This window comes from Streptomyces endophyticus (assembly GCF_035798155.1).
GTDB lineage: Bacteria > Actinomycetota > Actinomycetes > Streptomycetales > Streptomycetaceae > Streptomyces > Streptomyces endophyticus.
Map to the genome: position 1 here is coordinate 39,722 of NZ_JAOZYC010000207.1, position 22,944 is coordinate 62,665.

23 protein-coding genes are annotated in these 22,944 nt (G+C 72.0%); 7 read left to right on the forward strand and 16 right to left on the reverse strand.

Annotation, left to right across the window (positions count from 1 at the left end):
• Positions 1-47 precede the first annotated feature (47 nt).
• Positions 48-908 (forward strand): diacylglycerol kinase family protein, encoded by an 861-nt coding sequence (locus OKJ99_RS41795; protein ID WP_407700875.1) that lies wholly within the window; start codon positions 48-50, stop codon positions 906-908.
• A gap of 73 nt (positions 909-981) precedes the next feature.
• Here OKJ99_RS41795 and OKJ99_RS41800 read toward each other — a convergent pair whose 3' ends face one another.
• On the reverse strand, positions 982-1,488 hold the full coding sequence (locus OKJ99_RS41800) for a GbsR/MarR family transcriptional regulator (RefSeq protein ID WP_326023881.1): 507 nt from the start codon (positions 1,486-1,488) through the stop codon (positions 982-984).
• A 92-nt stretch (positions 1,489-1,580) separates the two neighbouring features.
• On the opposite strand from OKJ99_RS41800, the gene OKJ99_RS41805 reads away from it, so the two are divergent.
• Both OKJ99_RS41805 and OKJ99_RS41810 read left to right on the forward strand, forming a co-directional pair.
• Positions 1,581-2,513 carry an ABC transporter ATP-binding protein gene (locus tag OKJ99_RS41805; protein WP_326023883.1) on the forward strand — a complete coding sequence of 311 codons (933 nt, stop codon included), beginning with the start codon at positions 1,581-1,583 and terminating at the stop codon, positions 2,511-2,513.
• Positions 2,510-4,126, forward strand: coding sequence for an ABC transporter permease (locus tag OKJ99_RS41810; RefSeq protein ID WP_326023884.1), 1,617 nt, complete (start codon positions 2,510-2,512; stop codon positions 4,124-4,126). The genes OKJ99_RS41805 and OKJ99_RS41810 overlap by 4 nt, the downstream gene beginning before the upstream one ends.
• Positions 4,127-4,182: 56 nt before the next feature.
• On the opposite strand, the gene OKJ99_RS41815 is transcribed toward OKJ99_RS41810, so the two are convergent.
• The 4 genes from OKJ99_RS41815 to OKJ99_RS41830 form a co-directional block, all read right to left on the reverse strand.
• Positions 4,183-5,418, reverse strand: coding sequence for a cytochrome P450 (locus OKJ99_RS41815; protein ID WP_326023885.1), 1,236 nt, complete (start codon positions 5,416-5,418; stop codon positions 4,183-4,185).
• A gap of 19 nt (positions 5,419-5,437) precedes the next feature.
• Positions 5,438-6,103, reverse strand: a complete 666-nt coding sequence (locus OKJ99_RS41820) for a response regulator transcription factor (RefSeq protein WP_326023886.1) — start codon at positions 6,101-6,103, stop codon at positions 5,438-5,440.
• Positions 6,100-7,434 (reverse strand): sensor histidine kinase, encoded by a 1,335-nt coding sequence (locus OKJ99_RS41825; RefSeq protein WP_326023887.1) that lies wholly within the window; start codon positions 7,432-7,434, stop codon positions 6,100-6,102. The genes OKJ99_RS41820 and OKJ99_RS41825 overlap by 4 nt, the downstream gene beginning before the upstream one ends.
• 98 nt (positions 7,435-7,532) lie before the next feature.
• Entirely contained in the window at positions 7,533-8,423 is an 891-nt protein-coding gene (locus OKJ99_RS41830; RefSeq protein WP_326023889.1) for an alpha/beta hydrolase, read from the reverse strand.
• 127 nt (positions 8,424-8,550) lie between these two features.
• Between OKJ99_RS41830 and OKJ99_RS41835 the strand changes: the two genes are divergently transcribed.
• Positions 8,551-9,171, forward strand: a complete 621-nt coding sequence (locus tag OKJ99_RS41835; RefSeq protein ID WP_326023891.1) for a TetR/AcrR family transcriptional regulator — start codon at positions 8,551-8,553, stop codon at positions 9,169-9,171.
• A gap of 48 nt (positions 9,172-9,219) precedes the next feature.
• Here the strand turns inward: OKJ99_RS41835 and kynU are convergent, their stop codons facing one another.
• From kynU to OKJ99_RS41885, 10 genes are all read right to left on the reverse strand, one after another.
• Positions 9,220-10,422, reverse strand: coding sequence for a kynureninase (gene kynU / locus OKJ99_RS41840; RefSeq protein ID WP_326023893.1), 1,203 nt, complete (start codon positions 10,420-10,422; stop codon positions 9,220-9,222).
• Entirely contained in the window at positions 10,415-11,257 is an 843-nt protein-coding gene (locus OKJ99_RS41845; protein ID WP_326023894.1) for a tryptophan 2,3-dioxygenase family protein, read from the reverse strand. Before OKJ99_RS41845 ends, kynU begins: the two co-directional genes overlap by 8 nt.
• 155 nt (positions 11,258-11,412) lie before the next feature.
• Positions 11,413-11,826, reverse strand: coding sequence for a DUF3151 domain-containing protein (locus tag OKJ99_RS41850; protein ID WP_326023895.1), 414 nt, complete (start codon positions 11,824-11,826; stop codon positions 11,413-11,415).
• A gap of 137 nt (positions 11,827-11,963) precedes the next feature.
• On the reverse strand, positions 11,964-12,995 hold the full coding sequence (gene fbaA, locus OKJ99_RS41855; RefSeq protein ID WP_326023896.1) for a class II fructose-bisphosphate aldolase: 1,032 nt from the start codon (positions 12,993-12,995) through the stop codon (positions 11,964-11,966).
• A gap of 166 nt (positions 12,996-13,161) precedes the next feature.
• The gene (gene pyrE, locus OKJ99_RS41860; protein WP_326023897.1) at positions 13,162-13,722 is read right to left on the reverse strand and encodes an orotate phosphoribosyltransferase; all 561 of its coding nucleotides are present in this window, start codon (positions 13,720-13,722) and stop codon (positions 13,162-13,164) included.
• Between the two features lie 36 nt (positions 13,723-13,758).
• Entirely contained in the window at positions 13,759-14,553 is a 795-nt protein-coding gene (locus tag OKJ99_RS41865; RefSeq protein ID WP_326023898.1) for an aldose epimerase family protein, read from the reverse strand.
• A 26-nt stretch (positions 14,554-14,579) separates the two neighbouring features.
• Positions 14,580-15,599 carry an SRPBCC domain-containing protein gene (locus OKJ99_RS41870; RefSeq protein WP_326023899.1) on the reverse strand — a complete coding sequence of 340 codons (1,020 nt, stop codon included), beginning with the start codon at positions 15,597-15,599 and terminating at the stop codon, positions 14,580-14,582.
• A gap of 503 nt (positions 15,600-16,102) precedes the next feature.
• Positions 16,103-17,626 carry a polyamine aminopropyltransferase gene (locus tag OKJ99_RS41875; RefSeq protein WP_407700876.1) on the reverse strand — a complete coding sequence of 508 codons (1,524 nt, stop codon included), beginning with the start codon at positions 17,624-17,626 and terminating at the stop codon, positions 16,103-16,105.
• Between the two features lie 169 nt (positions 17,627-17,795).
• The gene (locus tag OKJ99_RS41880; RefSeq protein ID WP_326023900.1) at positions 17,796-18,320 is read right to left on the reverse strand and encodes a DUF2617 family protein; all 525 of its coding nucleotides are present in this window, start codon (positions 18,318-18,320) and stop codon (positions 17,796-17,798) included.
• Between the two features lie 334 nt (positions 18,321-18,654).
• The gene (locus OKJ99_RS41885) at positions 18,655-18,957 is read right to left on the reverse strand and encodes a hypothetical protein (RefSeq protein WP_326023901.1); all 303 of its coding nucleotides are present in this window, start codon (positions 18,955-18,957) and stop codon (positions 18,655-18,657) included.
• Between the two features lie 125 nt (positions 18,958-19,082).
• Here OKJ99_RS41885 and OKJ99_RS41890 point away from each other — a divergent pair, with 125 nt between their 5' ends.
• The 3 genes from OKJ99_RS41890 to OKJ99_RS41900 all read left to right on the forward strand — a co-directional run bounded on the left by OKJ99_RS41890 (position 19,083) and on the right by OKJ99_RS41900 (position 22,316).
• Positions 19,083-20,285, forward strand: a complete 1,203-nt coding sequence (locus tag OKJ99_RS41890) for a pyridoxal phosphate-dependent aminotransferase (RefSeq protein WP_326023902.1) — start codon at positions 19,083-19,085, stop codon at positions 20,283-20,285.
• Positions 20,286-20,382: 97 nt separating this feature from the next.
• Positions 20,383-20,955, forward strand: a complete 573-nt coding sequence (locus tag OKJ99_RS41895; RefSeq protein ID WP_326023903.1) for a SigE family RNA polymerase sigma factor — start codon at positions 20,383-20,385, stop codon at positions 20,953-20,955.
• Positions 20,952-22,316: an outer membrane protein assembly factor BamB family protein gene (locus OKJ99_RS41900; RefSeq protein WP_326023904.1), complete on the forward strand. Its 1,365-nt coding sequence runs from the start codon at positions 20,952-20,954 to the stop codon at positions 22,314-22,316. The genes OKJ99_RS41895 and OKJ99_RS41900 overlap by 4 nt, the downstream gene beginning before the upstream one ends.
• A 71-nt stretch (positions 22,317-22,387) precedes the next feature.
• On the opposite strand, the gene OKJ99_RS41905 is transcribed toward OKJ99_RS41900, so the two are convergent.
• Positions 22,388-22,927: a YbjN domain-containing protein gene (locus OKJ99_RS41905; RefSeq protein WP_326023905.1), complete on the reverse strand. Its 540-nt coding sequence runs from the start codon at positions 22,925-22,927 to the stop codon at positions 22,388-22,390.
• Between the last annotated feature and the right edge of the window lie 17 nt (positions 22,928-22,944).

Consider the following 22,944-nt stretch of genomic DNA (forward strand, 5'->3'; position numbering starts at 1 on the left):
GGGCTCTTGCACAAAGATGCTACCCGAGGAAGCGAGGCAAGGCCGAGGTGGCGGCTTTGGACCATCCATCTGACCGTGCGGACGGTGCGAGCGGGAGGCTGTCGCGGCAGCTTCTGGTGATCGTCGATCCGCTTGCGATGCGCGCCGACGGGGAGTCCGTGCGCATCGCCAAGGACGTGCTGTGTGCGGGTTCGACGGCGAAGGTGTGCCTGCCGGACGGGCCCGCGGAATTCGCGAAAGCGCTGGCCAAACGCGGTGCAAGACGGCCCGTCGTGGTCGGCGACGACCGGGCGCTGCTGCGCGCGGTGTCGCTGCTGCACCGGGACCGGGAGCTGGCGGACGCGGTGTTCTCGATGGTGCCGGTGGGGTCGGCGGTGTCGCTCGCGCACTCGTTGGGCGTGCCCGCGGGGACGGTGGAAGCGGCGCGTTCGGCGCTCGACGGATCCCCTCGGCGCCTCGATCTGCTGGTGGACGACAGCGACGGGGTGGTGCTCGGGGGGCTGCGCATCCCGCCGATCGCGGATCCCTCGGCCGCGGAGCCGCAGGACGGCCGGCCCTGGTGGCGGACGTGCGGCTCGCTCGTGCGGAACCTCGCGGCGCGCTCGCCGCGCGGCGCCGAGTCGGACGAGACGCAGGCCGCGCGGCTGCGGATCGAGGCGGACGGGACGACACTCGTCGACCTCGACCAGCCGGTGCGGGGAGTCTCGGTGACGCCCTGCGGGGGCGACGGGATCGCGCGGGTGGAAGTGCGCAGGGCCACGGGGGCGGCGATCTCCGTCCGGGCGCATACAGTCACCGTGACCGGGGCGGACTTCCGGTACCGGGCGGATCAGGTGCGGATCGGAGGGCCGGTGCGGAGGCGGACGTGGTCCGTGCGGGCGGGGGCGTGGGCGCTGGTGCTTCCTTGACCAATCAAGCCCCGCCGGCGATTGAGGCGCGGGGTCCGGGGCGGAGCCCCGTGGCCCGAGCCACCACTGCGCTTCAGCCCAGCCCGAGCGTCTTGCGGTGTTCGCGCCAGCGTTCCATCAGGCCCGCCAGCTCGCCCTGGACGAACTCGAAGAAGGCGAGGGTCTCGCCGATCCGGCGGCCCGCGGGGGTGTCGGCGCCCAGGCTGTCGACACCCTCGCGCAGCGCGTCCTCCCAGCGCTTCATGACGCTGTCGCGGCTGCCCAGCGCCTCGTACCACTGGTTGCTGTGCACCCGGAACAAGTCGCGCCGCGTTCCCGGCTCCCGCTCGCGGGTGACCATGTGCTGCTGGGTCAGATAGCGCACCGCTCCGGAGATCGCGGCCGGGCTGACCTGGAGCTGCTTGCCGAGTTCGGCGGAGGTGAGGGCGCCGGAGTCGGAGGCGAGCAGGGCGGCGAACACCCGGGCGGGCATCCGGGTCATGCCGGCGTCGACGAGCTGGGCGGCGAAGCGCTCGACGAACCGGGAGCGGGCCTCCCCGGCCACCTGTGCCTGCGTCTCGTCCCTGCCCTGCGCGCTCATGTCCCGATCCTCTCCCCTTGCCCGGTCTGCGACGTCAGTTTATACGCTTCCTTAACTTCACAAGTTTGTGAAGTGCGCGTAGCTTCAGAATCATGACGAAGGCAATCACGGTCTCCGGACTGCACAAGTCGTTCGGCAGGACCCACGCGCTTGACGGTCTCGACCTGGATGTCGAGGCCGGAGAAGTGCACGGATTCCTCGGCCCGAACGGAGCGGGGAAATCCACCACCATCCGCGTCCTGCTCGGCCTGCTGCGCGCCGACTCCGGCGCCGTGCAGCTGCTCGGCCGCGACCCCTGGGCCGACGCCGTGGAGCTGCACCGCAAGGTCGCGTACGTACCCGGTGATGTGACGCTGTGGCGCAACCTCAGCGGCGGCGAGGTCATCGACCTCTACGGGCGCCTGCGCGGCGGGCTCGACAAGAAGCGCAGGGCCGAGCTGATCGAGCGCTTCGAACTCGACCCGACCAAGAAGGGCCGCACGTACTCCAAGGGCAACCGGCAGAAGGTCGCCCTGGTCGCCGCGTTCGCCGCGGTCGACATCGACGTGCTCATCCTCGACGAGCCCACCTCCGGCCTCGACCCGCTGATGGAGGACGTCTTCCAGTCCTACGTCGAGGAGGCCGTGCGCGAGCACGGGCGGACGGTGCTGCTGTCCTCGCACATCCTCAGCGAGGTCGAGGAGCTGTGCGACCGGGTCAGCATCATCCGCAAGGGAGTGACCGTGGAGAGCGGCTCGCTCGCCGAGCTCCGGCATCTGACGCGGACGAGCGTGACCGCCGAACTGGCGGGCGCGCCCAACGGGTTGAGCGGGCTCCCCGGCGTGCACGACCTCGACGTCCAGGCGCACCGCGTCAAGCTCCAGGTCGACACCGACAAGCTCGACGCCGTCCTCCGCTCGCTCGCCGAGTCCGGCGTGCGCTCGCTGACCAGCACCCCGCCCACCCTGGAAGAGCTGTTCATGCGGCACTACCAGGAGGACGTGGCCGACGTGCGGACCGGCGAGAAGGAAGCGGTGTCGCGATGACCACCCTCGTGAGCGACAACCGCTACGCCTCCAGGTCCGGCGGCGCGCGGCACCTCGCGGGCACCGGGACACTGCTCAGGCTCGCGCTGCGGCGCGACCGCGTGATGATGCCCGTATGGATCGCCATCACCGCGATGATGGTCGTGTCGATGCCGAACACGCTGAAGTCGGTGTGGCCCACGGTCGCCGAGCGGGCCGACATCGCGGCGTCCATGAACACCAACAGCTCGATGCGCGCCATGTACGGGCCGGTCTTCGGGGACTCGCTCGGCGCGCTCACGGCGTGGCGCGGGGGCACGTTCGCCGCGATCTTCGCCGCGATCATGAGCCTGCTCATCGTCGTACGGCACACCCGTGACGAGGAGGAGAGCGGGCGGCAGGAGCTGGTGTCCTCCGCGATGGTGGGGCGGCGCGCGCCGCTGACCGCCGCGCTGCTCGCGGCCCTCGTGGCCAACGGAGTGCTCGCGTTGATCATCGCGGGCGGCCTCGCCGGACAGGGCGGCGCGGGAGCGCTCGCCCTCGGGCTCGCGATCGGCGGCTGCGGGATGGTGTTCGCGACGATGACGGCGATCGTCGCCCAGTTCACGGAGAGCGCGCGGCTGGCGCGCGGTGCCACCTCGGCGGTGCTCGGTGCGGCCTTCGTGCTGCGCGCGGCCGGCGACTCCGGTACGAACGACGGCTCGTCGCCGCTGACCTGGATCTCGCCGGTCGGCTGGGTCGAGAACGTCCGCGCCTTCGCCGACGAGCGGTGGTGGGTGCTCGGGCTGTTCCTCGCGGCCGTCCTGATCCAGGGCGCGGTGGGCTACGAGCTGGCCGGGCGGCGCGACATCGGCATGAGCTTCCTGCCGACCCGGCCCGGGCCCGCGGAGGGCCGTCTGGGCACGGCGGGTTCGCTGGCCTGGCGGCTGCAACGGGGCAGCGTGACCGGCTGGTCGATCGGGTTCCTCGCCGCCGGCGTCGTCTTCGGCGGCATGACCGAGGGAGCGGCCGACCTGGTCGGCGACAGCGAGAACACCAAGCAGATCATCGAGCGGATGGGCGGCCAGTCCGGCATCACCGACGCCTTCCTCGCCACGATGGTCGGCATGCTCGGGATGGTCGCCGCGCTCTACATCGTGCAGGCGGTGCTCCGGCTGAACGGCGAGGAGACCTCGCAGCGCGCCGAACCGGTCCTCGCGAACGCGGTGGGCCGGATCGCCTGGGCCGGCGGCCACCTGGTGATCGCCTTCGCGGGCGCGGCGCTGATCATGCTGCTCGGCGGGGTCGGACTCGCGGTCGGCTACGGGCAGGAGTTCGGCGCGGTAATCGGCGCCTGCCTGGTCCAGCTCGCCGCGATCTGGACGCTCGGCGGGGTGGCGGTGCTGCTGTACGGGGTGTGGCCGCGGGCGGCCGCCGCCGCGTGGGCAGCGGCGGGAGCGGCGCTGCTGATCGGCTGGATCGGCCCGGCGCTCAAGCTGCCGCAGGCGGTCATGGACATCTCGCCGTTCGGGCATCTGCCGAAGCTGCCGGGCGGGGAGATGGCGTGGGGGCCCGTGGTCGTGGAGGTGGTGCTCGCGGCGGTGTTCGTGGGCGTGGGCCTGGTCGGTCTGCGGCGGCGGGACATGTCCAACTGACGGTAACTGACGGTGCCGCCACAGCTCCCCGCTCACAGATCCGCTCACAGCTCCTCTCACAGCTCCACGGTGAGCCCCTCCAACCCCCGGATCACGAAGTTCGGCTTGCGCTGCGGCTCCGATGCGAGCCGCAGCGTCGGCGCCTGCGTCAGCAACGCCCGCATGGACGCGGCGAGTTCGATCCGGGCGAGCGGGGCGCCGATGCAGTAGTGGATGCCCGCGGAGAAGGAGATGTGGGGGTTGTCCGGGCGGGCCAGGTCCAGGCGGGCCGGGTCGGTGAAGACCGCCGGGTCGTGATTGGCCGAACCGAAGAGGAGGGCCACCTCCGAGCCGGCCGGGATCGTGGTGCCGGCCACCTCGATCTCGTCGAGCACCCAGCGTTCGAAGAGCTGGAGCGGGGTGTCGTAGCGCATCAGCTCCTCGACCGCGGTGGGGACCAGGGAGTGGTCCGCGCGCAGGGCCGCCAGTTGATCGGGGTGGCGGAAGAGGGCCCACCAGCCGTTCACGGTCGCGTTGACCGTGGCCTCGTGGCCCGCGTTGAGGAGCAGGACGCAGGTGGAGATCATCTCCTGCTCGGTGAGGCGGGTAGGGCGGGCACCGTCCTCGTCGCCGCCCTCGTCGTCGTGCGCGGCGATCAGGCCGGAGATGAGGTCGTCGGCGGGACGGGCGCGGCGTTCCGCGATCAACTCCCGTAGATACTCGGTGAATTCGAGTGACGCGGCGACCGCCGCCCGCGCCGTCTCCGCCGACGGGTTCAGCTCGTACATGCCGCAGATCGCCGCCGACCACGGCCGCAGCGGCGCCCGGTCCGACTCGGGGATGCCGAGCATCTCGGCGATGACGGCCACCGGGAGCGGTTCGGCGACCGCGGTGAGCAGGTCGCCGCCACCGTCGGCCACCAGACCGGAGACCAGCTTGCCCGCCAACTTCTCTACGTAGGCCTGGAGTTGACGCACCGTGCCCGGCGTGAACGCCTTCGACACCAGGCGGCGGATGCGCGTGTGGTCCGGGGGTTCGAGGTCGAGCATGCCGTGGTCGTTGAGGGTGTGGAACGGCTCGTGCTCGGGTGGCGGGGCCGTACGGCCGAAGTCCTCGTGGGCGTAACGGTGTTGGTAGGTGCGGCCCAGGCGGCGGTCGCGCAGGAGCGCCGAGACGTCGGCGTGGTGCGGGATCAGATACTGGTTCGACGGCTCGAACCAGTGGACCCGGCCGGCCGCGCGCAGGTCCGCGTAGGCGGGGTACGGGTCGGCGACGAAGGCCGGGGACCAGGGATCAAACGCAGCGCCATCCATGAACGGACGCTAGCCCCGCTCACCCCGGCGTGACCAGACGTGCCTCGTACGCGAACACCGCCGCCTGCGTCCGGTCGCGCAGGCCCAGCTTCACCAGGACCCGGCTCACATGCGTCTTGATCGTCGACTCGGCGACCACGAGCCGCTCCGCGATCTCGATGTTCGACAGGCCCTGCGCGATCAGGACGAGCACCTCCGTCTCGCGCTCGGTCAGCTCCCCGTACGCGCCCGCCTGCCGCCCCGCCGGGATCCTCGACGTCTCGGACAGCTTGGCGAACTCGGTGATCAGGCGGCGGGTCACGGTCGGCGCGAGGAGGGCCTCGCCGCTCGCCACCACCCGTACCCCGTCGGCGAGTTCGCGCGCGGAGGCGTCCTTGAGGAGGAAGCCGGAGGCCCCGGCCCGCAGCGCCTGGTACACGTACTCGTCCAGGTCGAAGGTGGTCAGGACGAGCACCTTCGTGCCCGCGTCCGCCGCGACGATCTCGCGGGTTGCCTCGATGCCGTTCAGCTCCGGCATCCGGATGTCCATCAGGACGACGTCGGGACGGAGTTCGCGGACCTTGGCGATGGCCTCCACGCCGTTGACCGCCTCGCCGACGACCTCGAAGTCCGGCATGGCGTTCAGCAGGACCGAGAAGCCCTCGCGGACCATCATCTGGTCGTCGGCGACCAGGACCCTGATCACGCCTCGTCCTCCGTCCCGGTGGCCGCGGCCCGGGCGACGGGGATGAAGACCGTCACCTCGTACCCGCCGTCGGCCGTTCCGTCCGCCGTCATCTCGCCGTCGAGCATGGAGACGCGTTCGCGCATGCCCGTGAGGCCGTGTCCGGCGCCGGGGCTCGGCTTGATCAGTCCGGTCGACGGGCCGTTGACGATCCTGAGGCCGAGGCCCCCGAGGACGTACGACACCTCGACCGCGGCCTGCGAGCCCGGAGCGTGCCGCAGCGCGTTGCTCAGCGCCTCCTGCACGATCCGGTACGCCGACAGCTCGACGCCCTGCGGGAGTTCACGGGCCGCGCCCGTCACCGTCCGCGTCACGGTCAGGCCCGCCTCCCGCACGTTCTCCAGGAGCCTGTCGAGGTCGGCGAGCGTGGGCTGCGGGGCGTCGGGCGCCTCATAGTCCTCGGCCCGTACGACCCCGAGGACGCGGCGCAGTTCGGTGAGGGCCGCCACCGCGTTCTCCCGGATCGTGACGAACGCCTGCTCCAGCTCGGGCGGCGGGTTCTCGACCCGGTAGGGCGCCGCCTCCGCCTGAATGGCGACGACCGACATGTGGTGCGCCACCACGTCGTGCAGCTCGCGCGCGATGTTCGTGCGCTCCTCCAGGAGCGTGCGCCGGTCCCGCTCGACGGCGGTGACCGTGCGCTCCTGGACGACCTGGCGCCGCGCGGTGCGGTTGACCTGGACGAGCGCGACGATCCCGACCCCGATGCCGGAGAGCACCGCCATCGGGACGGCGATGCCGCCGTCCAGACCGCCGAAGACCGCCGCGGAGAGCAGCGAGTACAGCGTGGACAGGGCCCACATCCAGGCCGCCGTACGCGGCCGGGTGCGCGCCGCGACCACCATCAGCACGATCGTGTGGCCCATGATGCTGCCGCCCGACCACGGGTAGAGGTCGTCGCTCGTCGCCCAGACCAGGAGCGGGGCGGCCCCCAGCGAGAGCCAGAAGGCGAGGACCGGGCGGAGCAGGGTGAGCGCCACGGGGACCGAAGCCAGCAGCCCGGCGACGAGGGCGAAGAAGCTGTCGTCGAGGGCGCCGTAGCTCGCCATGCCCGTGATCAGCGTGAGCCCGGCCAGGCCGAGCACGACGGCGTGCGGCAGCAGCCCCAGGTGCCTGCGGAAGCGCTCGGGGAACTGCCGGGCCCACGGCCCGTCCGTGCCCGCCCGGGGCAGCGGCCGGTACGTGAGCACCCCCCGGAACAGGTCCTCGCGCAGCCCCCGCAGCGCCGCCTTCGCGAGATTTATCTCGGGGCTGTGCTCGCGCGGGCCCTGGATGATGGTCGTGTCGGTCATGGCACTCACGGTAGGTCGCGGGGGCACCGCCCCGCGTCCGCACGGAGGAGGGTTCGGCGGCGTCCGTCGCAAGGACTAGGGCCGCCCGCACCCCACGGTCACCAGGCCAGTTGCGCGATCTCCTCCGCGACCACCGCGCAGGCGTCCGCCGCCGGGTCGATCACCGGGAAGTGGCCGACCTCCTCCAGGAACGTGACGCCCACGACCTCGCCGGCCTTCGCCGCCGCGTCCGCGTACGCCTCGGCCAGCTCGACCGGGATGGTCGTGTCCGTACGCCCCTGGACCACGGTCGTCGCGACGCCGGTCGGCAACAGCTCCACGGGGTCCGCGTACGGACGACGCTCGTCGAACAACTCCCGCATACTGCCCAGGAGTTGGACGCACGCGCCGCCGCAGACCCCGAGCTCCTCGGCGAGCACGAAGCCCGCGAGCGGGGCGATGGCGACGACGCCGCGCAGTGCCGCCGAGTCCGGGGTGCGCCAGGGCGCGCCCTCCGGCAGCACGTGCCGGGCCCCCGCCCACAACGCGAGCTGGCCGCCCGCCGAGTGCCCGGTGACGATGGTGCGGCGCGGGTCGGCCGACGGCAGGTGCGCGGCGGCGAGCGCGGGCATCGCGTCGAGCGCGGCCGCCACGTCGTCGAAGGTCTCCGGCCAGCGCCCGGCGACGGGCCCCTCGACCCCCTGGTGCGGCACCGCTGTGCCCGGACCACGCCGGTACTCGACGTTGGCGACGGCGAACCCACGCCGCGCGAGGAAGTCGCAGAACGGGGTCAGGTACTGCCGGTCGTACGGCGCCCGCCACGCGCCGCCGTGCAGGACCACGACGAGCGGGGCCGCGGTCGACCCGTCCCTCGGGGCGTAGAAGTCGACGATCTGATCCGGGTGATCGCCGTACGCGGCGCTGACGTCCGGCGGCACGGCAGGGTGCGAGAAGGCCGACGCCTCCTCCGCCTCCTCGCGGGTGGCGCCGGACTTGTCGGGGTCTGACATGCTCCAACCTCTCGACATCGAGCGGAACTTGCGGTTACGGGTATGCGGACGCTACCAGGCCCGTGACGTGCGTCAACACGTACAGTGACCGCACAAACGGTTCCTTCGTACCGTTACCCTGGCGGTCATGACCGGTAACCCGACCGATGCGCACGAACCCGGCACGCTCCGCCCCGGCGGTCGCACGGCCCGCGTCCGCGCGGCGGTGCTCGACGCGGCGGGCGACGTCCTCGCCGAGCACGGCTTCGACCGGCTCGACCTGGGCGACATCGCGCGGCGCGCGGACGTCGGCAAGACGACCGTGTACCGGCGGTGGGGTTCCCCCACGGGCCTCGTCGCCGACCTCCTCGACCAGATGGCGCAGGAGTCGCTCCCCCGCACCGAGACGGGAACCCTGCACGGAGATCTGACCGCCAACGCACACCTTGTGCAACGCACGCTGGCGGACCCCCGGCAGGGCCCCCTGTTCCACGCGGTGATCGCCGCGGCCGCCTGCGACCCGCGCACGGCATCGGCCCTCGCCCATTTCTACGAGGTCCGGGTGGCCGAGTGGGCACCGTGCGTGGAACAGGCGGTGAAGCGCGGCGAATTGCCGCGCGGCACGGACCCGTCGGAGGTCATCCGCGCGGTGTCCGCCCCGCTCTACTACCGCCTGCTGACCACCGCCACGGCCCCCACGGAAGCGGACGCGACCCGCTCCGTGAGGGCGACAGTGGCGGCGGCGGTCGCGGGCGCGTACGCATTTTGAGCCCCTGCGGCGATTGAGCAGCGGGGTCCGGGGCGGAGCCCCGTGGCGCTACCCCAATTCCCGCGCCAGCCCCCTCGCCGCCCGCTCCACATCCGCGAAAGACAGATACAGCGGCGTAAAGCCAAAGCGCAGAACATCCGGCGCCCGGAAGTCACCGACGACCCCCGCCGCGATCAACCGCCCCATCACGTCCCCCGCATCCGCACACCGCAACGCCACCTGACTCCCCCGCTCCCCGTGCGCACCCGGCGTCACCACCTCGACCCGCCCCCCAGGAACGTACGCCTCGACGCACTCCAGGAAGAAGTCCGTCAGGGCGAGGGACTTGGCCCGCACCGCGTCGACCGAGACGTCGGGGCGCGACCAGACCTCCAGCGCCGCCTCCAACGCCAGCATCGACAGGATGTCCGGCGTACCGACCCGGCCCCGCACGACCCCGTCCGCGGCCTCGTACTCGGAACGCATCCCGAACGGCTCGGCGTGCGAGTTCCAGCCCGGCAGCGGCGAGTCGAAGGCGGCCTGGTGCTCGCGCCGCACATACAGGTACGCGGGTGAACCCGGGCCCCCGTTCAGGAACTTGTACGTGCAGCCGACGGCGAGGTCGACCCCGTGCGCGTCGAGCCCGACCGGCAGCGCGCCCGCGCTGTGGCACAGGTCCCACACCGAGACCGCGCCCGCCGCCCGGATCGCCGCCGTCAGCGACGGCAGGTCGTGCAGCCGGCCGCTGCGGTAGTCGACGTGGTTCAACAGCACCGCCGCCGTACGGGACGACAGCGCGCCCCGCACCTCTCCCGGCTCCACCGCACGCACCGCACAGCCCGTCATCCGGGCCGCCGAAGCGGCGATATAGCCGTCGGTGGGGAACGTCGCCGCGTCGACGAGGATCTCGTCACGCCCGGCCTCCGGACCGCCCACCAGCCGTACCGCGCCCACAAGTGCCTTGAAAACATTGACACTTGTGGAGTCGCCGACCACGACCTGACCACTGGCCGCGCCCACGAGCGGAGCGATCACGTCCCCGATCCGCTCGGGCGCGGTCCACCACCCCGACTCGGTCCAGGACCGGATCCGCAGCTCGCCCCACTGCCGGCGCACGACGTCGTCGACCCGCCCCGGCACGTTCGCGGGCAGCGCGCCCAGCGAGTTCCCGTCCAGGTAGACACCCTCGTCGTCGAGGACGAAGTCACCGCGCACACCTGCGAGTTGGTCCTTGGCATCCAGCTCGCGCGCCCGCTCGTACAGATCAGACATGGGACCTCGCCGTCCACAGCTCGGGGAACACGTTCCTGCCCGCCCGCTTCTCCAGCCAGGCCACACCGGCGGAGCCACCCGTGCCCGTCTTCGCGCCCATGGCGCGCCGCGTGGCCACCAGGTGATCGTTGCGCCAGCGCCACACCAGCTCGGCGACGTCGGTCAACGCCTCGCCCAGACGGGCGAGTTCGTCGTTCTCGTCACCGGCGTACAGGCGCGTCCACACCGCCTCAACCTCCGCCGACGGCTCGTACTTGAGCGACACATCACGGTCGAGGACGGCCCGCGGCACCGCGTGCCCGCGCCGGGCGAGCAGCCGCAGCACCTCGTCGTACAGGCTCGGCTCCTGCAGCGCCTTCTCCAGCTCGGCGTGCACCCGGTGCGCGCCGCGGTGCGGCACCAGCATCGACGCCGACTTGTCGCCGAGCAGAAACTCCATGCGCCGGTACATCGCCGACTGGAAGCCGCTGCCCTCGCCGAGCGCGGCCCGGTACGAGTTGAACTGGGCCGGAGTGAGCTGGCCGAGCGGCCGCCACGAGGCGTTGAGCGCGTCCAGCTCGCGCACGGAACGTTTCAGCGCCGCCACCGCGGTCGGCACGTCGTCGCTGCCGAGCGCGCGGGCGGCCGTCTCCCACTCGTGCACGATGACGGTGAACCACAGCTCCATGACCTGGGTGGTGACCAGGAAGACCATCTCGCCGGGATCGTCCGAGCGCAGGTGCTGGAGGTGGGTGAGGACGTCGGCCTGGACGTAGTCCTCGTAGGGCGTGGTGCCCGCGAAGTCGAGATGCGGGGTGGCGGGAGCTTCCGCCTCGTGATCCGCGTCGTGGGACATCGCTGTCTCCTGATGTGTACTCCGGGTAGCGGTCCGCCCTGCCGTTACCGACACGGGGCCCCGGTCCCCGACTGCATCCTCCGTAATCGTGCCCGCAAACGGCAAGGCCCGCCTGGTCACAAAGGACCGGGCGGGCCGCACCGCGCGAGGAGGTCTCAGGTCAGCGTCTGCGCGGCCGACTCCGATGAGTCCTTCAGGAACTGCGTGCAGCGCTCGTACTCCTCCTGCTCACCGATCGTGCCCGCGGCCCGCGCGAGGGCGTGCAGCGCGCGCAGGAAGCCGCGGTTGGGCTCGTGCTCCCACGGCACCGGGCCGTGGCCCTTCCAGCCGGCACGGCGCAGCGAGTCGAGGCCGCGGTGGTAGCCGGTACGGGCGTAGGCGTACGACTCGACGACGCTGCCGCGCTCGAACGCGTCGTCGGCGAGCTGCGCCCAGGCGATCGAGGAGGTCGGGTACTTCGCGGCGACGTCCGCAGGGGCCGTGCCGGACGCGAGGAGCTCGCGCGGCTCCGGGTCGTCCGGGAGCTGGGTCGGGGGCGGGCCGCCGAGGAGGTTCTCGTGAAGGTTCATGGGGTCAAGTGTGCCGCGCCCGCACCGCTTCCCGTCGGGCGCCCTCGTGACATGCCACGGGCCCGGCTCCCCGAGGGGGACGCCGGGCCCGTGAGCGGAAGGACAAGCGGAAGGACGAGCGAAGGACTAGCGCAGGACTACTTGATGCGCGTACCCGTCGAGCGCAGGTTCTCGCAGGCCTGGACGATGCGGGCGGTCATGCTCGCCTCGGCCTTCTTGCCCCACACGCGCGGGTCGTACGTCTTCTTGTTGCCGACCTCGCCGTCGACCTTCAGGACGCCGTCGTAGTTCTCGAACATGTGGCCCGCGATCGGCCGCGTGAAGGCGTACTGGGTGTCGGTGTCGAGGTTCATCTTCACGACGCCGTTCTCGAGCGCGGTGGTGATCTCCTCGACCGTGGAGCCGGAGCCGCCGTGGAAGACGAAGTCGAACGGCTTCGAGCCGGCCGGCTGACCGTACTTCGCGGCGACGCCCTCGTTCAGGTCCTTGAGCAGGTCGGGACGGAGCACGACGTTGCCCGGCTTGTACACGCCGTGCACGTTGCCGAACGAGGCGGCCAGCAGGTAGCGGCCCTTCTCGCCCAGGCCGAGCGCCTCGGCGGTGCGCAGCGCGTCGTCGACCGTGGTGTAGAGGTTGTCGTTGATCTCGTGCGAGACGCCGTCCTCCTCACCACCGGTCGGGGTGATCTCGATCTCCAGGATGATGTTCGCGGCCTTGGCCTTGGCGAGCAGCTCCTGGGCGATCTCCAGGTTGTCCTTGAGGGTCTCGGCCGAGCCGTCCCACATGTGCGACTGGAACAGCGGCAGGCCGCCGGCCTCGACGCGCCTGGCGGAGATGTCGAGCAGCGGGCGCACGTAGCCGTCCAGCTTGCCCTTGGGGCAGTGGTCGGTGTGCAGCGCGATCTTGTTGCCGTAGCGCGCGGCGGCGACGTGCGCGAACTCGGCGAGCGCCTCGGCGCCGACGACCATGTCCTTCACGCCCTGGCCCGACAGGTACTCGGCGCCACCGGTGGAGATCTGGATGATGCCGTCGGACTCGGCCTCGGCGAAGCCCTGAAGCGCCGCGTTCAGGGTCTGCGTCGACGAGACGTTGATGGCCGGGTAGGCGAACTTCCCCGCCTTGGCCCGGTCGAGCATCTCGTTGTACTGGTCCGGGGTTGCGATGGCCATCTGCCGTCTCCTCGTAAAGCGCGGGTTGCGGGTGTGGTGGTCGTGGTTCTCGGCGACCCTCACCAAGCGTCAAGGGGTGACATCATCGTCGACCCCATCTTTCCAGACTTGCGCGAATGCTCCAGCCCGGCGAAGGTTCCGGGGGTTCCGGGCCTCGGACAGGGCCTCAGTCCAGGCCGAGCTCGTCCTTCGAGAACGCGAAGAGGTACGGCACCCCGGCGCCCTCGGTGATCTTCTCGGCGGCACCGGTGGCCCGGTCCACGATGGTCGCGACGCCGACGACCTCGGCCCCGGCCTCGCGCACCGCCTGGACGGCCTCCAGCGGGGAGCCGCCGGTCGTGGACGTGTCCTCGACGACGAGCACGCGACGGCCCTTGATCTCCGGGCCCTCCACGCGCTTCTGCATGCCGTGCGCCTTGGCGGCCTTGCGGACGACGAACGCGTCGAGCCGCTCGCCGCGCGCGGCCGACGCGTGCAGCATCGCGCCCGCGACCGGGTCGGCGCCCATGGTGAGGCCGCCGACCGCGTCGAACTCAAGGCCGTGCTCGCTGGCCAGGTCGAGCAGCACCTGGCCGACCAGCGGGGCGGCCTCGCCGTCGAGGGTGACGCGGCGCAGGTCGACGTAGTAGTCGGCCTCGATTCCGGAGGAGAGCGTCACCTTGCCGTGCACCACGGCCTTGTTCTTGATCTGCGTCAGCAGCGCGTCGCGCACGTCGTTCGTCGTCATGCCTATGAGCTTAAGGGGGCCCGGTGGGGACCGGTTTTACAGGTGGCTCCAGGTCCAGGTCGTGCTCGCCTCCAGCGGCTCCACCGGGGTGACCAGGCGCGGCGCGGTGTTCAGGCCGTTCGGGGGCCCGGTCTGCGGTTCGACGCAGACGGCCGCGTCCTGCTCGTCGTAGACGACGACCCACTGCTCGGGGCTCTTCACCTCGACCTGGAGGGCGCCCGGCCAGGACAGCATGACGTCGACGCCCTCGGGCATCCCGAAGCAGTCGTCCCAGGGGCCCGGGGTGGCCTCGATGCGCTTGCCGGTCGGCAGGTGGTCCGCGCCGCGCTCCTCCTGCCAGGCCGGGTCGAAGGCGATCTGCACGCTGCTGCCGCCGTCGGTGATCGTCCGGTTGAACCAGGGGTGCCAGCCGGCCTGCGCCGGGAACGAGTCGCCGTACGTCTCGACGCCGAGCGACAGGGTCAGCGAGTTCTCGGCGAGCGAGACGAGCTGCGTGACGCGTCCGCTGTACGGCCAGGGGTCGGTGAGGTCGTACGTGAAGGCGGCCTCGGTGCGGGTGGCGCGCGCGGTGGTCCACTCGGCGTTCCGGCCGAAGCCGTGGATGGCGTGCGGCGGGGAGTTCAGCGGCATCTGGTGGGTGTGGCCGCCGTCCCGGAACTGCCCGTCCCTGATGCGGCCGCACCACGGCACCATCGGGAAGCAGCCGTACTTCTCGCCCTGCCGCAGCAGTTCGGTACCGGAAATCTTCAGGCTGCTGATACGGCAGCCGTTGCCCGGCGCCACGGTCACTTCCGCGTCGCCCGCGGTCAGGGTCGTCTCCTGTGTCGTCACGACCACTGAGCCTATGCGGGGTACGGCTACCGGCGCCTGCGCAGGGCCCGGCCGACGACGATCGCCGAGGCGAGCGCGACGGCGGCCGCGGGGGCGGCCCAGCGCAGCGTGGCGCTGGTCGTGACGCCTTCGGGGGCGGGCACGGGGGCGTACCGGCCGCGCGGCGGCGCGTGGTCGACCTCCTCCGCGCTGCGGCCGATCATCGTGCGCCGGGCGTGCGCGGCGACCGGCTCCGCCGGGAGGTCGGATTCGGGTCCGGCGGCGAGGTCCGGGTCGGGGTCGAGGGACGGCGGCGGAATCTCGGTGTCGAAGACGGAGGAGTGGTCTTCGGTGGGGGCGAGGGCCTCGGCCCGTTCACCTTCGACCTCGCCCTCGGCGGGGCCGGCGACCGGGCTGCTGCCGGAGCCCTCGACCGTGTCGTCGGCGGGGCCTTCGCCCGAGCCCTCACGCGTGTCGTCGAGGGGGCCTTCGCCCGAGCTCTCACGGGTGTCGTCGACGGAGCCTTCGCCCGAGCCCTCGACCGTGTCGTTGGCGGGGCCTTCGCCCGAGCCCTCACGGGTGTCCTCACCCGCGTCCTCGCCCGCGTCCCCACTCGTGTTCTCGTTCTCGTCGGGGTCCGAGCCCGGCTCCTGGCCGGTCGCTCCCAGGTTCCCCGCGAAACGGTTCAGCAGCCGGTGCGTCGCCGATGTCACGGCCTCGCGCGGCAGTTCCGCGACCCGGCCGTCGCCTGAGCCGGTGCCGGAGAACGTGACCGCGGAGCCGCCGGACGCCGCGGCGACCCGGGCGGTCAGGGCGAACTTCACGCCTCCCGCGCCGCGGGCCTCGCTGCCTTCACCCGTCACGGCGAAGGAGCCGTCCGCCGACTGCGTCACGGTGACGCTGCCGCGGTACGTGATGGTGTGCCCGCCGATACGTACCTTCAGGCGGCCGCCGCCACCGGAGGCGTCACGCTGGAAGCCGGGCAGGGCCCGGTCGACACGTTGGGGATCGCAGAGCACCGCCCGCAGGGACTCCGCCGGAACCGGAACGAACACCTCATGCTCCATGCCGCCGAGCCTAGCGACCTCATCGCTCACGTGTACCCCCTTCGCCGTCCACCTTTCGACTTTCCAACGTAGCGGGGTGGTCCTGTGCTACTGGCCTGCGGCCGAGCCCGGGGGGTCGTGCCGCGGCGCCGACGGTCCTGGTTACCCGGGCCGGCCGGCCGCCGCCGCGCAACAAGCATCACCACGGGGGGCCGGAGCCCCCGGAGGGGGCGGGCGGGTGGGAGACGAGCGGGGCCCGGCGCAGCCGGGAAAGGCACGGCCCCGCGAACCAGCACCCCAGGCCCCACCCCGGCCCCCTCAAAACCCCGGCCCCGCGAATCCGTGACGACAGTCGCCACCCCGGCACAGCCCCAGAACCCCGGCGCCGCGCAACACGCACGACGAGCCCCCGCCCCGGCACACCCGCCACAACCCCGGCGCCGCGAACCAGCACCCCAGGCCCCACCCCGGCACAGCCCCACAACCCCGCCGCCGCGCAACACCACGACGCCCCCCGCCCCGCGCTAGTCGCCGAACCGGGGATGCACCAACGTCGACGGCACGCTCCCGTGCCCCGTCCGCACCAACCGCTCACCCGCCGGAGGCCCCGGCCGGACCCATCCCGCCAGCACGAACCCCACACCCCCGTCGCCGCGATACGCCACCGCCCGCAACCCCGCGGAGCGCACCGTCGCGGCGGCCGTTCCCAGCGGCGCCGCGCCGCGCCCCACCCGCGCCACCACTCGCCCCCGGTCCGTGAGAACCCGCCCCACCAACCCGTAGAACTCCTGCGAGTACAGCTTCGTGCTCGCCGTGCTGTCGGGGTCGGGCAGATCGCACACCACCACGTCGTACGGCAGCGCCCGCGGAGCGCTCCGCAGCCACGCGAACACGTCCCCCGTCACCACCCGCACCCGCGGATCCCCGAGCGCCCGCCCGTTCAACTCGCTCAGCCCCGGATCGGTCCGGGCCAGGTGCACCACCGCCGGGTCGGGGTCGACGACGTCCACGCGCCGCACCCCACGGGCGCGCAGCGCCTCACGCGCGGCGAGGCCGTCACCCCCGCCGAGGATCAGGACCCGCGCACGCGGACCGCCGTGCAGCGCGGGGCCGAGGAACTGCCGGTAGGGACGGCCCCGTTCCCGCCCGTCGGCCCGCAGCCGCCCGTCGAGGTAGAGCGACGGGGGACGCCGCCCACCACCCGTCAGCACGACCTCCTGCACCCCGGTCTGCACGGCGACCCGCACATCCGCCCCGAACAGCGCGTGCCGCGCCGCCCGCTCGAAGTCGTCGACGAGGACCCAGGACGTGGCGAGCACGCCGAGCACCGTGACGTTCGCGACGATCAGCAGCCAGCGGGCGCGCCTGCTCAGGTCCCGCCGGAACAGGCCGAGGACGAGCACCGCCCCCGCCACCGCGTTGACCGCCCCGGTGAGCAGCGCCCCGGTCAACTGCCCGAGCAGCGGCAACAGCAGGAAGGGGAACGCCAGTCCGCCGACCAGCGCGCCCACATAGTCCGCCGCGAACAGGTCGGCCACGGCCCCGCCCGCGTCCTGCCGCCGGATCCGCTGGATCAGCACCATCAGCAGCGGCACCTCCGCCCCGATCAGCACCCCGATGGCCAGCGAGAACCCGACGAGCAGCCAGCGCGGCCCGTCCACCCAGGCCCCGCCCCAGTCCCCGGTCCACGCGAACACCGCGTACAGCGCCATGGCACTGCAACCACCGACCAGCGCGAGCAGCGCCTCGATCATCCCGAAGCCGACCGCGGCGCGCAGCCGCAGCCGCTTGGCGGCGAGCGAGCCGAGGCCCATCGCGAAGACCATGACGGAGAGCACGACGGAGGCCTGGGTGACCGAGTCCCCCATCAAGTACGAGGCGAGCGCCACCAGTTCGAGCTCGTACACCAGTCCGCAGGCCGCACAGACGAAGACTCCCGCGAGGACGAGGAAGCGGCCGGTGCCCGGCTTCACCGGGAGCGGGGACCGGACCGGGCCGCCCAGGGGCCTGGGGCCTCGGGTCGTCACGGATGGGTGCGGTTCGATCACGCCTGGAACGCTACGTCACCACTTGACTCCGTCCAGTCACCCACACGTGTGGAACCGAGGTACCGCAGGCATACCCGCGACCCGCACGGCCACCGCGAGCCGGGCTCGCACCACCACGGACGCGCCACCCCCGACTCGCCACCACGGACGCGCCACTACCGACGCGCCGCTACAGAGCCGCGGCCACCGGCATCCGCGCACCCACCCGGGTACGCGTGGCGACCAACTGGCCGTCCTGCGGGTAGGCGTGCCAGGTTCGCCAGTGCACCTGCCCCTCGTACCGCTGGGCGAGCATCGCGGTGAAGGCGTGCGGGCTGCCGGGGAAGACCCCCGCAAGACCGTTCGGGTGGTCGGCGACGAGTGCGAGCAACTCCTGGGCACGGCCCGCGAATTGACCTGCCGTCAAATGTTCGACACGGGCCGCGAATTCGTACTCCCAGTCGCCGAGGCGCTTCGCGACGCCCAACGGGAGCGGCGTGCTGCTGCCGGGAATGCACGCCACGGTCTCCGAACAGGTGCCGCGCTCCTCCTCAAGAAGCACCTGGTGAGAAGCGCCGAGCAGCCTCAACTGAAGCCTGGCATCGTCGATGTCGAGGTCGAGCGTGGCGAGCGCGGGCAACGGCTCGCGGCCGAGGGCCCAAGCCAGATCGGCCGCGCTCGTATCGGAATAGGCGGTGTTCAGGGTCGTGAGCATGGGTCGGCTCCGCTAGCACGCAAAGGGAGGTGGGGCCGGCTGAGTCAAAGGGGCCGGTCCGTGCCCACGAGAACGCGATAACTACGTAGTACGAGGGCTGCGTTGACGGTTAAAGGGAATCATGAGCGGCGACGCCACCACAGCGTTTTTACCCAACTTCGGAGGGTTTCCATCCCCCCGAGGGCAGCACAGCTCAACTGTTCAACTTCCACGAGCACCATTCGCGCCCGGCGCACAACCTCCGAGGGCACATCCGGACAAGCGTGCGGCCCACGCGGACCGACTGCCCCGTGTCAGTCGCCTCCGCGCGGGCCGCACGCCCGGACCCGGTGGGTCAGCTTCCGCCGCCACCGCATCCACCACCGCCGCCACCGCCGCACGACGAGCCGCCTCCGCCACAGGAGGAGCCGCCGCCGCACGAGTGGCCGTGATGTCCGCCGCCCGAGTCACCGGACGAGGAGCATCCGTAGGAGCCGCCGCCGCTCGCGGCGCCGCCACCGGCCCACCAGCTGCTCCTGCCGGCCCGGCTCTTCTTCAGTGAGGTACCGGGCGAGCGACCGCTGCCACCCGCCCTGGCCGTTCCGAGCACGATGGCAACAACCAGCGCCACGAAGACCACGATGAAGAAAACCTCCATCACCGGCCCTCCTTTCTCTTCCCCCGTATCCCCCGAGGGGCCGCCCCGTGCGGGCGTGACAGGGGGATGCCCCTGCCCGGAGCACGCCAAGCAGGAGTTGAGGAAGTCCAGAGGTTCGGCGCAGGATGACCGGCATGACCTCCAGCGCACGCCCCCTGCTCAACCGCCGCCTCGCCGAGTTCGGAACGACGATCTTCGCCGAGATGTCCGCGCTCGCCGTGCGGACCGGCGCCATCAACCTCGGCCAGGGCTTCCCCGACACCGACGGCCCCGAGCAGGTGCGCGAGGCCGCCGTACGGGCGCTGCGCGCGGGACACGGCAACCAGTACCCGCCGGGCCCCGGCATCCCCGAGCTGCGCACCGCGATCGCCGCCCACCAGCAGCGCCGCTACGGCATGGAGTTCGACCCCGACCGCGAGGTCCTGGTCACGGCGGGCGCCACGGAGGCCATCGCCGCCTCCCTCCTCGCCCTCGTCGAACCCGGCGACGAGGTCATCGCCTTCGAGCCGTACTACGACTCGTACGCGGCGAGCATCGCCCTCGCGGGCGGCACCCGCGTCCCGGTGACGCTGCGCCCGACCACTGACGGGGACGCGTCCTTCCGCCTCGACCTCGACGAACTGCGCGACGCGATCACGCCCCGCACCCGCCTCCTCCTCATCAACACCCCCCACAACCCCACCGGCACCGTCCTCAGCCGCGCCGAACTGACCGCCATCGCCGAACTCGCCGTCGAACGCGACCTCCTGGTCGTCACCGACGAGGTCTACGAGCACCTCACCTACGGCGACGCCGAACACATCCCGCTCGCCACGCTCCCCGGCATGCGCGAGCGCACGGTCACCATCGGCTCCGCGGGCAAGACGTTCTCGTTCACCGGATGGAAGGTCGGCTGGGTGACGTCCACGCCGGAGCTCGTCACGGCGGTCCGCTCGGCGAAGCAGTTCCTGACGTACGTCTCCGCGGGCCCCTTCCAGTACGCGGTCGCGGAGGCCCTCGCCCTCCCCGACACCTACTTCTCCGACTTCCGCGCCACCATGACGGCCAAGCGCGAACTGCTCGCGACCGGCCTCGAAGACGCGGGCTTCACCGTCTTCCGCCCCCAGGGCACCTACTTCATCACCACCGACATCCGCCCCCTCGGCTTCGAGGACGGCTTCGAGTTCTGCCGGGCACTGCCCGAACGCTGCGGCGTCGTCGCCGTCCCCAACGCCGTCTTCTACGACGACCGGGCCGCGGGAGCCCCCTTCGTACGCTTCGCCTTCTGCAAGCAGGACGAGGTGCTCAGCGAGGCGGCGGCGCGGCTCGCCAAGGTGCGTACCCAGTAGCGGAGTTCACGGCGGCCCATTGAAGAAAGCCGCTTAGGCAGGCATAGATGTCCCGTGCTCCGCGCGTCCTTGTGGGCGTCAGAGAACGGGAGGGCTCATGGACCCGCAGGATCAGCTCAGATTCCGGGACTTCGTCGACGCCAGGTGGGGCACCCTGCTCCGCCTGGCGAACCTGCTCACCGGCGGCGACCGGCACGAGGCCGAAGACCTCGTGCAGACCGCGCTCATGAAGGCGCTGGGGCGCTGGCGGCACATCGACGACCCCGAAGGGTACGTCCGCAAGGTGATGTACCGGCACCAGGTCAGCCGCTGGCGGCTGCGCCGGCCGCACCGCGAGCCCACGTTCGACGCGTCGCGCACCGTGTGGCGCGAAGAGGGCACGGCCGACGGCACCGCCGACGCCGATCTGCGGATCACCATGGCCGGGGCGCTGGCCCGGCTCACCGCGCGCCAACGCACGATGCTCGTCCTGCGCTACTTCGAGGACCTGTCCGAGAGCGAGGTGGCGGGGACCCTCGGCTGCTCGGTCGGCACCGTACGCAGCACCACCCACCGCTCCCTCGCCCGGCTGCGCACGCTCGCGCCCGAACTCGACGCGCGGCGCCCCTCAGCGGCCACCGATCCCGACCGCCCCGCGAACGGCACCGCGCCGAAGGGAGCCCACGCATGAACGCCGACCAGCTCGACCGCACGCTCCGGGACGTCCTGCACGCTTGGACCCCCGACACCGCCGCCGCCCCCACGGACATCGCCGGCCGTCTCGTACGCCGCCGCAGGCGCCGCACCGCACTGCGCGTCACCGGCGCCGCACTCGGCCTCACCGCCGTCGCCTTCGGCACGGTCCTCGTCACCGGCACCGGCGGCGACCGGCCGGCGACCCCCGCCAACCACGTCAGCCGGGAGGGCAAACTGCGCTGGCAGACCACGCTGCCCGGCAGGACCACGTGGGACGCCTGCGCCACGGGCCCCGGCGCCGTGTACTGCCGGAGCTCCGGGTACGACGGCGTCGGCGTCGACACCCGTACGGGCAAGGTCGTGTGGCAGCGCAAGGCCGAACACGACAGCGGCGACGGCACCCCGTCCGGCTCGATCACCGGCGTCCGCGACGGAATCCTCTACTCCTACGCCGACCACGCCCCGGGAACGTCGAGCCCCGGCACCGACGTCGTCGCCATCGACCTCGACAGCCGCAAGGTGCTCTGGAAGCACAAGCTGGCCGACGACAGCCGCGACGCCGACTCCGCCGTGCTCTTCGACGGCGGCGTCCTCGCCAACACCCCCACGTTCAAGAGCGCGGCGGCCCTCGACCCCAGGACCGGCCGCACGCTGTGGACGCACAAGTGGAAGCAGGCCGACTGCACCGCCGTCGCGATCGGCGGCGTACCGCACCTGATGTGCTCACCGGACAGTGAGAAGGCGCCGCAGCGCAGCACCGTCGTCCGCCTCGACCCGGCGACCGGCCGCCCGCACACGGTCGCGACGCTCAAGGGCCCGACGTCCTACGTCGGCAGGGACGGCGACACCGTGCTGCTCAGCGCCATGGTCGGAAAGCAGAAGTTCTTCAGCGACCCCGGCCCCATCGACCTGATCCGCGTCGACACGGGCACCGAGAAGGTGACGCGGCACCGCGCCGACGGGCCGCGCGGCGGCGTGTTCGCGGACGGCACCATGCTCGTGGTCCGCAGGGGCGGCACGGCCCTCGCGTGGTCGGCCGCCGACGGCAAACAGCTGTGGGCGAGCGAGTCCGGCCTCCGGCTCCGCAAGGACTCCCGCGGCCCCGGCATGTACGAACTGGCCTCCGCCGCCGCCGTGAACCTCACCGACCGGGTCGCCTACTTCCTCGACCCGACCGGGAACATGGTCGGCCTCGACCTCGACGACGGCGCGGTGCGCTGGCGCGGCAAGGTGAAGCTGCCCGAGCGCCCGGTGCGGGGCGGTGTCGCCCCGGAGCTGATGACCGAGGGACGCCACGGCCTCATCGGCCAGGTCGACGGCGAACTGTTCCGCATCGACCCGAAGCCGGCACCGTAGCCACGACAGCCACGACGAGAGCCCGGTCGGTCGACCGGGCTCTCGTCGTCGTTCGGATACGGCTCACCGACTCACTCGGAGTCGTTGCCGTCCTCCGGCTTCTCCGCGGAGTCGACCTCGGCCTCCAGGCCGAGCTGCTCCACGAGCCACCGGTCGAACTCGATCGCGGCGCGCACCCAGCTGACCGTCGACGACACGAAGTGCTCGAGCGCGACGCCGGTGCCGATCAGCATCTGCGCCTCACCGATGAGGCGGACGGTGCCGTCGTCGTGGGTGTGGCTGTAGACCTTCGGCCACAGGGTGCGGCGGTTCCAGTCGTCGATCGACTCGAGCAGCTGCGGCTTGATCTCGATGCCGTGCGGCCGGTCGTAGAACGTCCGCACCGAGAAGACCTGCTGGTCGTCCTCGCCGCGGAACATGAAGTACGTACGGAACTCCTCCCACGGCGCGGCGAGGTCACCTTCCTCGTCGGTGACGTACTTGAGCTCCATCTGCTCCAGAAGCTGCTTGACCAGGTCCTGGTCGGGAACGACGGGACCGGCCGGTCCCGCTCCCTCCTGCGGGTCGGGCTGTCCCCCGAAGCTGGGAATCGAGGACGGGTCAATGCTCACTTGCTTGGTCCCTTCGT